This window comes from Actinomadura sp. KC345 (assembly GCF_004348515.1).
Taxonomy (GTDB): domain Bacteria; phylum Actinomycetota; class Actinomycetes; order Streptosporangiales; family Streptosporangiaceae; genus Spirillospora.
Window position 1 is genome coordinate 1 of the sequence record NZ_SMKH01000062.1, and the last position, 13,684, is coordinate 13,684.

General features: G+C 70.8%; 11 protein-coding genes and 2 pseudogenes. 7 read left to right on the top strand and 6 right to left on the bottom strand.

The features are described from left to right. Both E1281_RS40205 and E1281_RS13180 read left to right on the top strand, forming a co-directional pair. Positions 1-231: pseudogene (locus E1281_RS40205) on the top strand (SpoOM family protein); the annotation flags it as partial. A 63-nt stretch (positions 232-294) separates the two neighbouring features. Continuing rightward, on the top strand, positions 295-1,146 hold the full coding sequence (locus E1281_RS13180; RefSeq protein ID WP_131877832.1) for an ion transporter: 852 nt from the start codon (positions 295-297) through the stop codon (positions 1,144-1,146). A gap of 151 nt (positions 1,147-1,297) precedes the next feature. Here the strand turns inward: E1281_RS13180 and E1281_RS13185 are convergent, their stop codons facing one another. From E1281_RS13185 to E1281_RS13200, 4 genes are all read right to left on the bottom strand, one after another. Further along, the gene (locus tag E1281_RS13185) at positions 1,298-1,873 is read right to left on the bottom strand and encodes a TerD family protein (protein WP_131877872.1); all 576 of its coding nucleotides are present in this window, start codon (positions 1,871-1,873) and stop codon (positions 1,298-1,300) included. A 320-nt stretch (positions 1,874-2,193) separates the two neighbouring features. Further along, the gene (locus tag E1281_RS13190; protein ID WP_131877834.1) at positions 2,194-2,820 is read right to left on the bottom strand and encodes a TetR/AcrR family transcriptional regulator; all 627 of its coding nucleotides are present in this window, start codon (positions 2,818-2,820) and stop codon (positions 2,194-2,196) included. Positions 2,821-2,842: 22 nt separating this feature from the next. Beyond that, on the bottom strand, positions 2,843-4,075 hold the full coding sequence (locus tag E1281_RS13195) for an acyltransferase (RefSeq protein ID WP_131877836.1): 1,233 nt from the start codon (positions 4,073-4,075) through the stop codon (positions 2,843-2,845). A gap of 104 nt (positions 4,076-4,179) precedes the next feature. Continuing rightward, positions 4,180-4,944 carry a DUF4097 family beta strand repeat-containing protein gene (locus tag E1281_RS13200; RefSeq protein WP_131877838.1) on the bottom strand — a complete coding sequence of 255 codons (765 nt, stop codon included), beginning with the start codon at positions 4,942-4,944 and terminating at the stop codon, positions 4,180-4,182. 60 nt (positions 4,945-5,004) lie between these two features. On the opposite strand from E1281_RS13200, the gene E1281_RS13205 reads away from it, so the two are divergent. The 3 genes and pseudogenes from E1281_RS13205 to E1281_RS13220 all read left to right on the top strand — a co-directional run. Beyond that, on the top strand, positions 5,005-5,643 hold the full coding sequence (locus tag E1281_RS13205) for a TetR family transcriptional regulator (RefSeq protein ID WP_131877840.1): 639 nt from the start codon (positions 5,005-5,007) through the stop codon (positions 5,641-5,643). An 11-nt stretch (positions 5,644-5,654) separates the two neighbouring features. Then, positions 5,655-7,877 carry an MMPL family transporter gene (locus tag E1281_RS13210; protein ID WP_131877842.1) on the top strand — a complete coding sequence of 741 codons (2,223 nt, stop codon included), beginning with the start codon at positions 5,655-5,657 and terminating at the stop codon, positions 7,875-7,877. A gap of 449 nt (positions 7,878-8,326) precedes the next feature. After that, a pseudogene (locus E1281_RS13220) lies at positions 8,327-8,769 on the top strand (IS630 family transposase); the annotation flags it as partial. Positions 8,770-8,887: 118 nt separating this feature from the next. On the opposite strand, the gene E1281_RS13225 reads toward E1281_RS13220, so the two are convergent. Then, on the bottom strand, positions 8,888-9,460 hold the full coding sequence (locus tag E1281_RS13225) for a CGNR zinc finger domain-containing protein (RefSeq protein ID WP_207943259.1): 573 nt from the start codon (positions 9,458-9,460) through the stop codon (positions 8,888-8,890). A 73-nt stretch (positions 9,461-9,533) separates the two neighbouring features. On the opposite strand from E1281_RS13225, the gene E1281_RS13230 reads away from it, so the two are divergent. Next, positions 9,534-10,796, top strand: coding sequence for an MFS transporter (locus E1281_RS13230; RefSeq protein WP_243716924.1), 1,263 nt, complete (start codon positions 9,534-9,536; stop codon positions 10,794-10,796). Between the two features lie 259 nt (positions 10,797-11,055). On the opposite strand, the gene E1281_RS13235 is transcribed toward E1281_RS13230, so the two are convergent. Then, on the bottom strand, positions 11,056-11,427 hold the full coding sequence (locus tag E1281_RS13235; protein WP_131877844.1) for a metalloregulator ArsR/SmtB family transcription factor: 372 nt from the start codon (positions 11,425-11,427) through the stop codon (positions 11,056-11,058). Between the two features lie 76 nt (positions 11,428-11,503). Between E1281_RS13235 and E1281_RS13240 the strand changes: the two genes are divergently transcribed. Beyond that, positions 11,504-13,669 carry a heavy metal translocating P-type ATPase gene (locus E1281_RS13240; protein WP_279433612.1) on the top strand — a complete coding sequence of 722 codons (2,166 nt, stop codon included), beginning with the start codon at positions 11,504-11,506 and terminating at the stop codon, positions 13,667-13,669. Positions 13,670-13,684 lie beyond the last annotated feature (15 nt).

A 13,684-nucleotide genomic window follows, 5' to 3' on the forward strand; every position in this document is an offset into this window, starting at 1 on the left:
GCGGTCGGGGGCGCGGCGGCCGGGTTCGTGGCCGGCGCGGTCGTCAACGAGCTGCTCGACGATGACGATGACGATGAGGATGAGGACGGCGCCGACGAGAGCTCGCTCGCCGAGTCCGTCGAAGAGGTGCAGGAGCAGGCCGTCGAGGACGCCTACCAGCAGGCCGCCTACGAACAGGCTTACGAAGAGGCCTACGAGGACGCCATCGAGGACGTAGAGGACGCGGACTGAGCCGCTCCCGGTGTTGTCGGCTTCGTGGGAGTCAAGTTGCGGTCGTCCGGTCCCGGCGGTCACGTGGCGTTGCGGGAGCGTGTCGCGCACCTGGTTGGGGCGCGGCGCACCCAGCGGGTGATTGTCGCGGTGATCCTGGTCAACGCCGTCACGCTCGGTCTGGAGACCGTCCCTTCGGTGATGGAACACTCCGGTGGCCTGCTGCATGCGGTGGACCGGGTGGCGCTGGGTGTGTTCGTGACCGAGTTGCTGGCCAAGATCTACGTCCAGCGCGCCCGGTTCGTCCGGGACCCGTGGAACGTGTTCGACTTCGCGGTCGTCGGGATCTCCCTGGTACCGCACTCGGGTGGGCTGTCGGTGCTGCGCTCGCTGCGGATTCTGCGGGCGCTACGGCTGATCTCGATGGTGCCCAGCCTGCGCCGGGTGGTGTCGGCGCTGCTGGGCGCGATGCCCGGCATGGCCTCGATCGCCATGCTGCTGGCGCTGGTGCTGTACGTCGGTGCCGTGATGGCGACCAAGCTGTTCGGGCAGGCCGAACCCGAGTACTTCGGCGACCTGGGCGCCTCGCTGTTCACCCTGTTTCAGGTGATGACGGGGGAGAGCTGGTCGCAGGTGGCCCGGTCGGTGATGGAACACCATCCCGCAGCGTGGATCTTCTTCGTGGTGTTCATCCTCGTCTGCACGTTTGTGGTGCTCAACCTGTTCATCGCGGTCGTTGTACGCGCGATGGAGGATGACGACGTGCAGCAGACCGAGACGATCGCCGCCGCCGTTCGCCAGGCACAGCGGGACTCCGACGCGGCGCTGCTGGAGGAGATCGCCGCCCTGCGCACCGAAATCCGAGCCCTCCGCGATCCGCGGCCACCAACCGAGCCGGAAACCCATAGCGAGGAGCCTGTATCGCGGCAGCCGTGACGATGTGGCGATCTGAACTTTCCCGCCGCACGTCCGAGCCGGACGGGGTCTTGTCGCCGCTGATGGCCGCGACCGGACCAGCCGTGACTGGGAGCTGGGACGGTCATCAATGCTCTCAACCAAGTCCGGTGGCACCAGCCACGTGGGCGGTTCAGATGCTGACGCCGAAGTCCTTGACGACACCGCCCAGGCCAGCGGCATACCCTTGGCCGACGGCGCGGAATCTCCACTCCGCGCCATCGCGATACAGCTCACCGAAGACCATGGAAGTCGCGGTGGAGGCATCCTCGCTGAGGTCGTAGCGGGCCAGCTGGCTGCCATTGGCCTGGTTGGTGACGCGGATGAAAGCGTTGCGGACCTGGCCGAAGTTCTGCTTGCGGGCGTCGGCGTCGCGTATCGACACCGGGAACACGATGCGGACCACGTCGGGCGGCACCGCCGCCAAGATCACCTTGATCCGCTTGTCGTCGCCTTCGCCCTGCCCGGTGAGGCCGGCGCCGGTGTGCTCGACGGATCCGTCGGGGCTGCGGAGGTTGTTGAAGAACACCAAGTGCTGGTTCGAGGGAGCCCTGCCCGACTCGTTCAGCAACAGCGCGCTGGTGTCCAGGACGAAGTCGGAGCCGGTCGTGGTGCATGCATCCCAGCCGAGCCCCACCATTACCGCCGTGAGCCGTCCCGCCTCCCTGGTCAGTGAGACGGTGCCGCCCTTGGACAGGCTGACGCCCATGACCTCTCCTTCTTCGTCGACACCACCGCCCGTGCCGATCACGCCCCTCGGCGTGCTCGACAGCTTGCCGATCGTTCTCGGCATCACCGCGCCGTCCGAAGCGGGAGCGTCGTAGTTGCTGGATCGGGATTGCTACTACACTTGTAGCAGAAAGCTTTGGCGCTCGAAAGCCCCTTCCCGAGGGCGAAGGAATCGATGACATCGTCCAAACCGTTGCGCGAGCTCTCCCGGCGGCCACCGCATACGTGCCCGATCCATAACCGGCGGATGAGGTCGGCGGCTGTGTACGGGGTCTGAACGGCCGGGACCGCGGCCGCCGATCAACGCGGGCCGAAAAGTCCGCGTTGGAGAAGTCGCTGGTTGGCCTCGCTCCGTGCGGTCAAGCTGGTGGGCGCGAAGGGATCGCCGCCGATGACGGTCGCCAGCGCCGGTTCCAGGAGCAGCGGACCGAGAATGAGGAAGAGGACCTGGTACGGCGCCCATTGCCGGTCTTCGGCGGGCAGGGCGTCGGGCTTTGCCATGAGCCGGTCCACCTCTCGCTCGGCGCCGGCGACCAGCCGGTTCAGGAGCGCGGCCGCTCGCTCGTCGTCGTCGACGAGCACCCGGCGGATGTAGCGGCGCCGTTCCTGGTCGGCGCCGAACATCAGTGCCGCCGCGCGTCCGGCCTCGGCGAGGGTCCCGCTCTGCATGCCCTCCTGGCCGGCCGTGACGAAGGCCTGCTCGAAGGATCCGAGGACGTCCTCGTCGACCGCCTCGCGCAGTCCCGCTTTGGAGGAGAAGTGGTAGCGCAGCAGGGCGTGCGACACACCCGCCTCAGCGGCGATCTGGCGGGTGGTGGTCGCCGGGAAGCCCTGCTCGGCGAACAGCCGGCGGCCGGTGGCGATGAGCGCGTCGCGCGCCTCCCCGCGGTTCGGCTTGGAATGCGGCTCGGACGGTTGCTGTGGCATGTCGGCGACAGTAGCCCGAGTATCACAGGATGGTCCGGACGCCTGGCGTGCGCCGGAGCAGCAGCGCGGCCGCCACGCTGAACGCGAAGCCGAACGCGGCCACCAGAAGGAAGCGCCCGCTCGCGCCCAGCGGCAGGTCACGCACCAGGTACTGCAGGCCGACGACGATCGGCAGGTGGATGAGGTAGATCGCGAACGTCGCGTCGGCGGCCGAGCGCTGCAGCCTTCCGGTGCCGCGGACATGATCGCGGAAGAGGACCAGCATGCCCAGGGCGTACCCGACGCACAGCACTGTCTCGTACCCCGCCCACGCGAACTGCCCCAGGCCGGCGCCGCTCGACTCGAAGAACGTGGTCAGGTCGCTTCGGAAGGCGACGTAGGCGACGCTCAGCACGCCGGCGGCCGCGAGCCAGCCGTAGGCGACCCGCGCTGGAAGGGTCTGCAACCAGCCGCGCCGGTAGGCCAGCACACCCGCGATCACAAAGGGGATGTGCTGGGCGAGGTCGGCGGGCTCGGTCTGGATGAACTCGGCGAACGGCACCCACTCGTCGACGGGGTACCAGATGCGCAGCACCCCGGTGCCGGCGGCGACCAGGACGGCGAAGACGGCCACGGCGAGCCCGCTCACGCGCTGGGGAGTGGCCCGGGTACCCGACGTCGCCGCCATCCCGCGCCGGGCGCGTACCCGGTCGGCGACCGCCCCCCAGGCGAGGTAGACCAGCGAGTAGACGAGCAGGTGCTGGATGAACCACAAGTGGCCGAACTGGCGGTCCGGCCAGATCGGTCCGCTCCAGTCGGCCGGTTCCTCGCCTTCGCCGAGATAGACGTTCCAGTAGTAGTCGCCGAATCCGATGTGGCCGTAGCCGCGGACCTCAAGGTAATAGGCGTACATCAGAACCGGGATGATCAAGAAGAATCCCACGAGGATCGGCCCGCCGAGCTTCTTCAGCCGCGGCCCGACGTAGGGCCGCTCCCGCCGCCGGTCGATCGCGGCGGGCAGGAAGTAGGCGGCGATCAGGAAGAAGAGGCTCATCTTGAACGGCGCGTTGAGCACCGCGAAGTCCTCGATCCACTGCGCTTTGGGCTCTCCTTCGACATACCACCAGTCCACCGGACCGTACGGCTGGGCCGCGTGATGCAAGATCACCAGCGCTGACAGAGCGATCCGGATCGAGTCGAGGTAGTGCAGTCGGCCGACCCGGGGAGGCGCCGTGCTCGAAGGCCCCTCCGACGCTGACGCTCTTCCTGTCCACATGGACAGGAAGGTAGCTCAGGACACAGTAGCTGTCCAATTGGACAGGAAGATCCCTGTGTCGGCGGCTCGTCCGGAACTGTTGGCGGCCGCACATGTGGCGCGGTTCAGCCGCCTGCCGCAGTGGTCAGGGTGATTGCTCCACTGTCAGTGCGGGCGGTGATCGAGCGGAGGGCTGAGGGGTCTGTGGGGATGTCGGTGTGGACGTCGCCGCTGTCGGTGGTGGTGGTGATCTTGTAGGTGGCACGTGGGGCCGTCACGTTCACCTCGCCGTTCTCGGTGGTCACGGCCACCCGCTGGGGTGGGGCGGCGAATGATAGGTCGACCTTGCCGTTCTGGGAGGTGGCCGAGAGCTGTGGTGACCTGGTCGTGGTGGAGCGCAGTTCGCCGTTCTCGCTGCGCAGGTCGAGTGGGCCGGTGGCGCCGTCGACCTTGATCGAGCCGTTGGTGCTGCGGATGCGCAGTGCGGCTCCGAAGCCGGTGGCCGAGATCGCTCCGTTCTCCCCCTCGATGCCGACCGCGAGGCCGCGGGGGACCAGTACCCGGTAGCGCACGGCGCAGCCGCCGATCAGGGCGCCGCAGTCGGTGGACAGCGTGAGCCGGTCCCCAGCGAGGTCCCAGGTCGCGGTCGGCTCGCCGCCGATCAGCGCCCACCGGTCGAACCGGCGTGTCACCTGGACGTTCTTGACGTCGGCGGGACGGATGTCCAGGTCGCCTTGGTCCTTGGTGATGGTGAGGCGGGTGCCGGCGGGGCCGAAGTCGCGCTGCTCGGCCGCGGCGTCGTCGGCCGACGCGCCGCAGCCGGTGAGGGACGCGAGCAGGAGCGGCGTTCCCGCCGCCAGGGGCAGTGAGCGACGAAATGAGGGGGTCAACGGAGCCTCCAAGATCGATACCCAAAGTATTGAATACTTTGAGTATGCTACGGTCCGATCATGACCGACAACCCCACTGACAGGCCGGGGCCCGCCCGGCGGGTCCCACGCGAGGAGGTCCGGCGGCGGCTGCTCGCCGAGGCGGTGCGGGCGTTCACCGAACACGGCTACGCCGATGCCCGGATCGAGGACATCGCCCATGCCGCCGGATTCACCAAGGGCGCCGTCTACTCCAACTTCGGCGGCAAGCAGGAACTGTTCGGCGCCGTCCTCGCCCAGGGGGCCCAGGACGAGCTCGCCGCCGTGACCGCCGAGATCGACGGCACCGGTGACGCCGGCGCGGCGATCGAACGGGTCGCCGAGCTGATCGCCGCCCGCATCACCGGGGACACCCGGCACGGCCAGCTCGGGCTGGAGTTCGCCGCCCGCGCCGCCCGCGACGAGCAGACCCGGGCCGTGCTGGCCCCGATGCGCCGCGCGCAGCGCAACACCGCCGCCCGCTCGGTCGCCGAGGTGACCGAGCGCACCGGCGCCGGTGCGGCCGTTCCTGCGGAGCTGGCCGGGCTGATCCTGCACTGCCTCACCAACGGCCTGGTCAACGAGCACCTCGCCGACCCCGAGGCCGTCACCGCGGACGTGATCAAGCAGGCGTTCACCGCCGTGCTGACCGCACTGCTCCCCCCGACCACGCACGCCTGAGAGGACCCCCGTTGTCGACCCTGCTCTACCGGCTCGGCCGGACCGCGTTCCGCCACCGATTCCGGTTCCTGGCCGGCTGGCTGCTGCTGCTGTTGCTGGCCGGGGGCGGCTTGGCGGCCTTCGGCTCCCACCTGGACAGCGAGGCCACCATCCCTGGCTCGCAATCCCAGCAGGGCATCGACCTGCTGGAACGGTCCCTGCCAGAGGCCACCGGAGTGACCGCGCAGCTGGTGTTCGCCGCCCCGCCCGGCACCACCATCGACGACCCGGCTCACCGGGCCCGCATCCAGAGCACGGTGCGGGAGGCGGCCGCGGCGCCGCAGGTCGCCGAGGCCACCGACCCGTTCCGGACCGGGACCGTCTCGGCCGACCGCCGCACCGCGCTCGCCCAGGTGCTGTACCCGATCAAGCGGGACGTCCTGGAGGACTCCAGCGTCACCGCCCTGGAGGACGTCGCCGCCGCGGCCCGCTTGGGCGGCCTGCGCGCAGAGGTCGGCGGGACCGTCTACAGCACCGCCGGCATGCATTTGGGCATCGGCGAGGTGATCGGCCTCGTCGTCGCGGTGATCGTGCTGGTGGTCACGTTCGGCTCGCTGCTGGCCGCCGGGCTGACCCTGACCACCGCGATCACCGGACTGGTCATCGGGCTACTGGGGCTGATGCTGGTCTCCAATATCGCCACCGTCTCCGACACCGCCCCCAGCCTGGCGCTGATGGTCGGCCTGGCCGTCAGCATCGACTACGCGCTGTTCATCGGCTCCCGGCACCGCACCCAGCTCACCGACGGAATGGGAGCCGAGGAATCGGCGGCGCGCGCGACCGCCACCGCAGGCGGCGCCGTCGTCTTCGCCGGCCTGACGGTGGTCATCGCGCTGGCCGGGCTGGCGGTGGTCGGCATCCCGTTCCTGACCGTCATGGGCCTGGCCGCCGCACTGACCGTGCTGATGGCGGTGGCCGCCGCGATCACCCTGCTGCCCGCCCTGCTCGGCCTGGCCGGGGAACGCCTGCGCCCCAAGTCCCGCGCACGCATCGCCCGCCCGCAGCGCGTCGGCGCCGGCGGGCTGCGCTGGGCCCGCCTGGTGACCCGCCGCCCGCTGCTCACCATCCCGGTCGTCCTGCTGGCCCTGGGCGCGATGGCGCTCCCGGCGCTCAAGCTCGACCTGGCGATGCCCGACAACGGCACCGCCGACCCCGCCTCCACCCAGCGCAAGGCCTACGACCTGATCTCCGACGCCTTCGGTCCCGGCAACAACGGCCGGCTGCTGGTCCTGGTCCACACCCGCCGCGGCGACCCGGTGAGGGCCGCCGCCCAGATCGGGAACGGGCTCGACCTGCCCGGCGTGGTCTCGATCAGCGACCCCGAACCCGGCACCGACGGCCGCACCGCCGTCCTCAACCTCGTCCCCGAACAAGGCCCGCGCACCCAGGCGACCCAGCGGCTCGTCCGCGACATCCGCGCCCGCACCCACGCCCTCGGCGCCGCTGCCGGCGCCCAAGTCCTGGTCACCGGCTCCACCCCCGCCGCCATCGACGTCTCCGACCGCCTGCGCGACTCACTGGCGCCCTTCACCGCGATCGTGGTGGGGCTCTCGCTGCTGCTGTTGCTGCTGGTCTTCCGCTCGGTCCTCGTTCCGGTCAAGGCCGCGGCCGGGTTCCTGCTGTCGGCCGGTGCCGCGTTCGGCGCGGTCGTCGCGGTCTTCCAATGGGGTTGGCTCGCCGAGGCGTTCGGCGTCGCCACCACCGGGCCGGTCTTCAGCTTCATGCCGATCGTCGTGATCGCGGTGCTGTTCGGCCTGGCGATGGACTACCAGGTCTTCCTGGTATCGCGGATCCGCGAGGAACACGTCAGCACCGGCCGCCCGCGTGAGGCCGTGCTGACCGGCTCCCGGCACACCACCCGGGTCATCACCGCCGCCGCCCTCATCATGTTCGCCGTCTTCGCCGGCTTCGTCACCACCGACGACCTCACCCTCAAACCCATCGCCCTCGGCCTGGCCGCCGGAATCCTGGCCGACGCCCTCCTGGTCCGGATGACCCTCATCCCCGCCGTCCTCACACTCACCGGCCACAGCGCCTGGTGGCTGCCTCGATGGGTCGGCCGCCTCCTTCCCGACCTCGACATCGAAGGCGCGGCTCTGACGGCGCGCCCACGTGCTCGACCACCGTCGATGCTCCCGAACGGGACGTCAAACGGCTCAAGGAGTACGCCAACATCAGGGTCCTCGACCTGGTAACCCTCTTGCATGGCCCCCTTGCCACCCTGATGCTCACCGAAGCTGGCGCCGACGTGGTGAAGAACGTCCCAAGCGGGGCGACGAGAGGCGCTCCTACGAGCCGAGGTTCGGCGAGGCGAGCGCGAACTACGCTGTCCTCAACGGGGGCGAGCGAGCGTTCGCGGCGGACCTCAAAGACCCGGACCCGCGGGACTGCGTCCTCGGGGGTGAGAAAATGATTGCTCTTCGGGGAAGGGCCCACCGTTTCCTGTATGCATTCCCTCTCATTGCTGGATGTTGAAACCGAAAAGGTGTTTCCGGCATGAGGGGATTCAGGTCATGGCTGCGAGGCCGCCGAACGCGTCCGGGGAAGCAGGTCGGGATGTGGACGCGGACTCCCTCCTGGCATGGGCCGAGCCCGTGGCGTTCCATACGCGGTGTGGCCACCGAGCGGGGGTGTCTCGCCGCCGACGGTGGCCAAGTGGCGCAAGCGGTTCATCGAGCATGGCCTGGACCGGGCTGGCCGATGAGCGCCGCCCTGGCCGTCCGCCCTCGATCCTGCTGGACAAGGTCCAGCAGGTGGTCACGCTCACTTTGGAGCAGACCCCCGAGGACGCCACGCACTGGTCCAGGGCGTCGATGGCCGAACGGACCGGGCTGAGCAAGTCCACCATCGGGCGGATCTGGCGCAGGTTCGACCTCAAACCGCACCGGGCCGACACCTTCAAGATCCCCACCGACCCCGTGTTCGTGGAGAAGGTGCTGGACGTGGTCGGGCTCTACCACCAGCCGCCCGAACGGGCCGTGGTCCTGTGCGTGGACGAGAAGTCGCAGATGCAGGCCCTTGATGCCGGGCATGCCCGAGCGGCGCACCCATGACTACGCCCGGCCCAGGACCACCAGCCTGTTCGCCGACGGCACCGTCATCACCGCACTGCACTGACCGCGGTGCTCGTCACGCCGACCCGGCGGCCGTGACCCGCATCGCGCCCAGGTACACCATCTGACGGCGTGACCTGCCGAGGGAACGGTCATCGGCGTTCGGCTTGGCGTGCGCGGAACGCGGCGGCCTTGACGCGGCTCTGGCAGGCGGTGGAGCAAAATTGGCGGACGGCGTTGCGGGAGGAGTCGACGAAGACCCGATCGCAGCGGGATGCCTGGCATATGCCCAGGCGGCCGACGAGGTCGCTGCCGATGGCCAAGGCGAGTGCGGTGGCGCACCCTGCGCTCCACCCCACGTCCAGGGAGTCGCTCGCGCCGCGGAAGTGGACTTGCCAGGGCTCGCCGGCGACGAGGTCGAGTTGCGGGCGAGCGCCGGTGGAGCGCAGGAGTTCGTTGACGGTGCGGGCCGCATCGTCGATGCGTCCGTCGTCAACCGCCTCGAACACGGTCCGCATCCGCTGGGCGGTGCCGGACAGGTAGGCGGCCTCCTCCGGACCGATCCGGCCGCCCGCGGTGGAGGGCAGTGCGGCGGTGACCGCACCAGGTAGGTCATCGCCGCGCGGCGCGGCGTAGGGCTTGCCGCCCTTGGTGCCGTCGGTCAGCACGTTGACCAGCGCAACGGACGCGTCCAGCAACGCTGCGACGTGACTATCGAACATCATTTGACCAGTCACTCCCTCTGCTTCTAGCGTTCATTACCGACGATATCCATTTCGCCAGTAACGTCGGAGCGTGATGCGATCTTTTGGGCCGGCCGGGCAGCGGCTGCCACGCGTGGTGTGGCTGCTGATCGCGGCACGGGCGGTCAACCGCCTGGGGGCATTCTCCCTGTCCTTCCTCACCGTGCTCGTCACCGCCGGACTCGGTGGAAGCCCTGCCGCCGCCGGTGCGATCTCGGCCGCGTTCGGGATCGCGACCATCCCGTCCCGGCTGGTCGGCGGGCGCCTGGCGGACCGGTTCGGGCGGCGCCGCACGATCGTCGGCGGGCTCCTCGGCTGCGCCGTGGCGCAGGCGGGGATCGCCGGCTCCGGGAACCTGGCGGTCGTCGCTTGTTTCGCGGTGCTGCTCGGGCTCGTGTTCGAGTTGTACGAACCGCCCAGCCAGGCGATCATCGCTGATGCCGTCGGCCGCGCCGACCGCGTGCGCGCCTACAGCCTCCTCAACGCCGCTCTGGCCGCGGCGGGGATGGGCGCCGGGCTGCTCGCCGCCGGGCTGGGGCGCTGGGACCTGCGCTGGCTGTTCGTCGCCGACGCGGTGACATGCCTGGTCTGCGCCCTCGTCATGCGCATCGGCCTGCCCGCCGACCGGTCCGTCGGCCTCGCCGCGGCCGAGCAGGCACTTAAGCGGACCGGAAGCCTCTTCCCGTGGTGTGACCGGGTCCTGTTGGCCCTGTTCGCCTCGGGAACGCTGTTCGCCCTGCTGTACCTGCAGATCATGACTATCCTTCCGCTGGCCCTAACCCACCGGGGGCTGCGACCCGCCGACGCGGGGCTGCTGTTCACCGCGTCCGCCCTGACCATCGTGGCCGGTCAGCCGCTGCTGCGACTGACGCCCATGACCGGGGCCGCCGCGTTCACCGCCGGCTACCTGCTGCTGGCCGCGGGCCTCGCCGGTTACGCCGCGGCCCACACCCTGCCCGTCCTCCTGGTGGCGACGGTGCTGTGGAGCCTGGGTGATCTGCTGCTGATGGGGCGGATGTACGCCGCCGTCGCCGACATCGCCCCACCCGGCGCCACCGGACGCTACATGGCTGTCTACGGCACCAGCTGGGGCATCGGCGCCGTGGCGGCCCCACTGCTGGGCACGCAGATCCTCCAGCACGCCGGAGCGACGGCCCTGTGGACCGCCATGACCGCGGTATGCCTCGCCTTGGCGGCACTCCAGCCCGCCCTCGCCCGGGCGGTCACCGCCCGCGCGGTCCACACCGCACCCGCCGCGATCACCGACCGGGACAGGCCCAGTCCTGACCCCCGAGAACCGAACATCTCCTCGTCCTGACACCGACACGCAACCGAACGGCTGCACCTGCCTGGGGCGTCACACGCGGACGAATCCACGCGGGCGACTGGGCAGGCGGGTCGCGGGCACTTTCGGTCTCATCGCGGCCGTCCCGCTCACCACGGCCCTCGCCGCCCTGGTCGCGGTGCGCCGGGAACTCCGCGTCCGGGACGCGTCGTCCGAGCCGGGGCCGCGTCCGGGGGCGTGCGGCCGTGCGGGCCGAGAGCACCTGACGGCATGCGGCAGCCGCCCTGCGCGTTCAGGAGTCGGTGCCGAGGTTCGGGTCGGTGTCGCGGACGCCCATGCGCAGGTGTTCGCTGTGGTAGACGGCCTCGTCCAGCAGCATTGCGACGTGGTTGTCGTGCAGCCGGTAGACGATGCGCTGACCGGCGCGCTCACCGACGACCAGCCCGAGGTTGCGTAGCAGCCGAAGCTGGTGGGAGACGGCCGACTGCTCCATGTCCACCGCCTCCGCCAGTTCGGTGACCGAGCAGGGGCCGTGGCGGAGCCGGCCGAGGATCAGCAGCCGGGACGGGGCGGCCAGGGCCTGCAGGGTGGCGGCCACGCTGAGCGCGGTGGCGGAGTCCAGCCTCGCCGGCGGAGTGGCGCGGCCCTCGACTCCATGACCCATGGCCCGATGCTAGCAATCCTGTATAAATGAATAGATCTTCATGTCTTCCTGTATCGGTGAGGGGACCGGCGTGACGATGCAGACCGGCGTTCGAGACGACCAGGGGCATGCCCAGTCGCGCCGACCGGGTGCAGGCGGGCTGGTCGGGGCCGGCGCCGCGTGGAGGCGGATGGCGGGGACGTGGACGCGCGCGTGGGCGCTGGCCGAGGTGCGCTGGGCGGTCGTCGCGACCGGATTCTTCACCGCCGGGGGGCTGGCCTGGCTAGTGGGCGCGCCGACCTGGATGTCGTGGGGGCTGCTGCTGGCCTGCTATGGCGCCGGCGGCTGGGAACCGGCGCTGGCGGGGGTAAAGGCGCTGCGTGAGCGCACTTTGGACGTGGACCTGCTGATGGTCGCGGCGGCGGCCGGCGCCGCCGCGATCGGGCAGGTGCTGGACGGCGCCCTGCTGATCGTCATCTTCGCCACCTCCGGTGCGCTGGAGGCGGTGGCGACCGCTCGTACCGCCGACGCGGTCCGGGGGCTTCTGGACCTGGCTCCAGAGACGGCCACCCGGCTGTCCCCACCGGACCAGCCCCCGGAACGTGCCGACTGGCGGGGGGACGGAGGCGTCGAAGAGACCGTTCCGGCCGCCGAGCTGACGGTCGGGGACGTGATTTTGGTGCGCCCGGGGGAACGGATCGCCGCCGACGGTCATGTCGTCGCCGGGGCCAGTGACGTGGACGAGGCCACCATCACCGGTGAGCCGCTGCCGGCCGTCAAGCACGCCGGGGAGGAGGTGTTCGCCGGGACCGGCAACGGGACGGGTGCCCTGCGGGTCCGTGTGTCCCGTCCCGCCGGTGACACCGTCGTCGCCCGGATCGTGGCGATGGTGGAGGAGGCGTCGCGGACCAAGGCCCGATCGCAGTTGTTCATCGAGAAGGTCGAGCAGCGCTACTCCGTCGTCATGGTCACCGCCACTTTGCTTCTGTTCGTCGTGCCGCTGCTCTTCGGCGCCGAACTCCGGCCGACTCTGCTGCGGGCGATGACGTTCATGATCGTCGCCTCGCCGTGCGCGGTGGTGCTGGCGACGATGCCGCCGCTGCTGGCGGCCATGGCGAACGCCGGCAGGCACGGGGTGCTGGTCAAGTCCGCCGTCGTCATGGAACGCCTCGGCGGGACCACGCGGGTCGCCTTCGACAAGACCGGCACTCTTACGCGGGGCGTCCCGCGGCTGGAGCGGATCGAGCTGCTTTCCGGCGCGGCGGCGACCCTCGGCCCGGCGAGCGATGAACGAACGGTCCTCGCCTTGGCGGCCGCCGCCGAGCGCCCGTCGCAGCATCCGCTGGGCCGGGCGCTCGTCACGGCCGCCCGCGACGCCGCCCTGGAGTCGCCCGAGGCGGAGGACTTCGCCTCCATCCCCGGGCAGGGCGTCACCGCCCGGGTCGACGGGCACCGGATCCGGATCGGCAGCCCCGGCCACGTCCTCGACGGCCACGCCCGGCCCCCGGCCGTCGCGGCGATGGAGGCCGCCGGGCAGACCGCCGTGGTGATGGCCGTCGACGGCAGTCCGGCCGCCGTGCTGGGCCTGGCCGACCAGATGCGCCCGGAGGCCCCGGCGGCGGTCGCCGCGCTGACGACCCTGACCGGCACGGCCCCGATCCTGCTCACCGGCGACGGTTCACCCGCCGCCTCCGCGCTCGTCGGGCGCCTCGCCATCACCGACGTCCGCGCCGGTCTCCTGCCCCAGGACAAGGCGCAGGCCGTGCGGGAGATGGAGGACGGCGGGCAGCGCGTCCTCCTGGTCGGCGACGGCGTCAACGACGCGCCCGCCCTGGCCGCGGCCGACACCGGCGTCGCCATGGGCGAGGCCGGATCGGATCTCGCCCTGGACACCGCCGACGCCGTCATCATCCGCGACGACCTGTCCGCCGTCCCCGCGGCCATCGCCCTGTCCCGCCGGGCCCGCCGTCTCGTCACCGCCAACCTGGTCATCGCCGCGGCCTTCATCACGGTTTTGGTCGCCTGGGACCTGCTCGGACACCTCCCGCTGCCGCTCGGCGTCCTCGGCCACGAAGGCTCCACCGTCATCGTCGGCCTCAACGGCCTTCGCCTCCTGCGCTCCGCCGCCTGGCCGCGCCCCGCCCCATCGACCCGCTCAGGCCGAAGGCGGCGTCTGCTCATGACAACCGGCGAAAGAGCAGAGGACGGCGATCTCGGAGCTCACCGCCAGCCGACCCGCGGCGGTGAGGGCGCGGCGGGGTAGTGCGCCGAGCCTTCA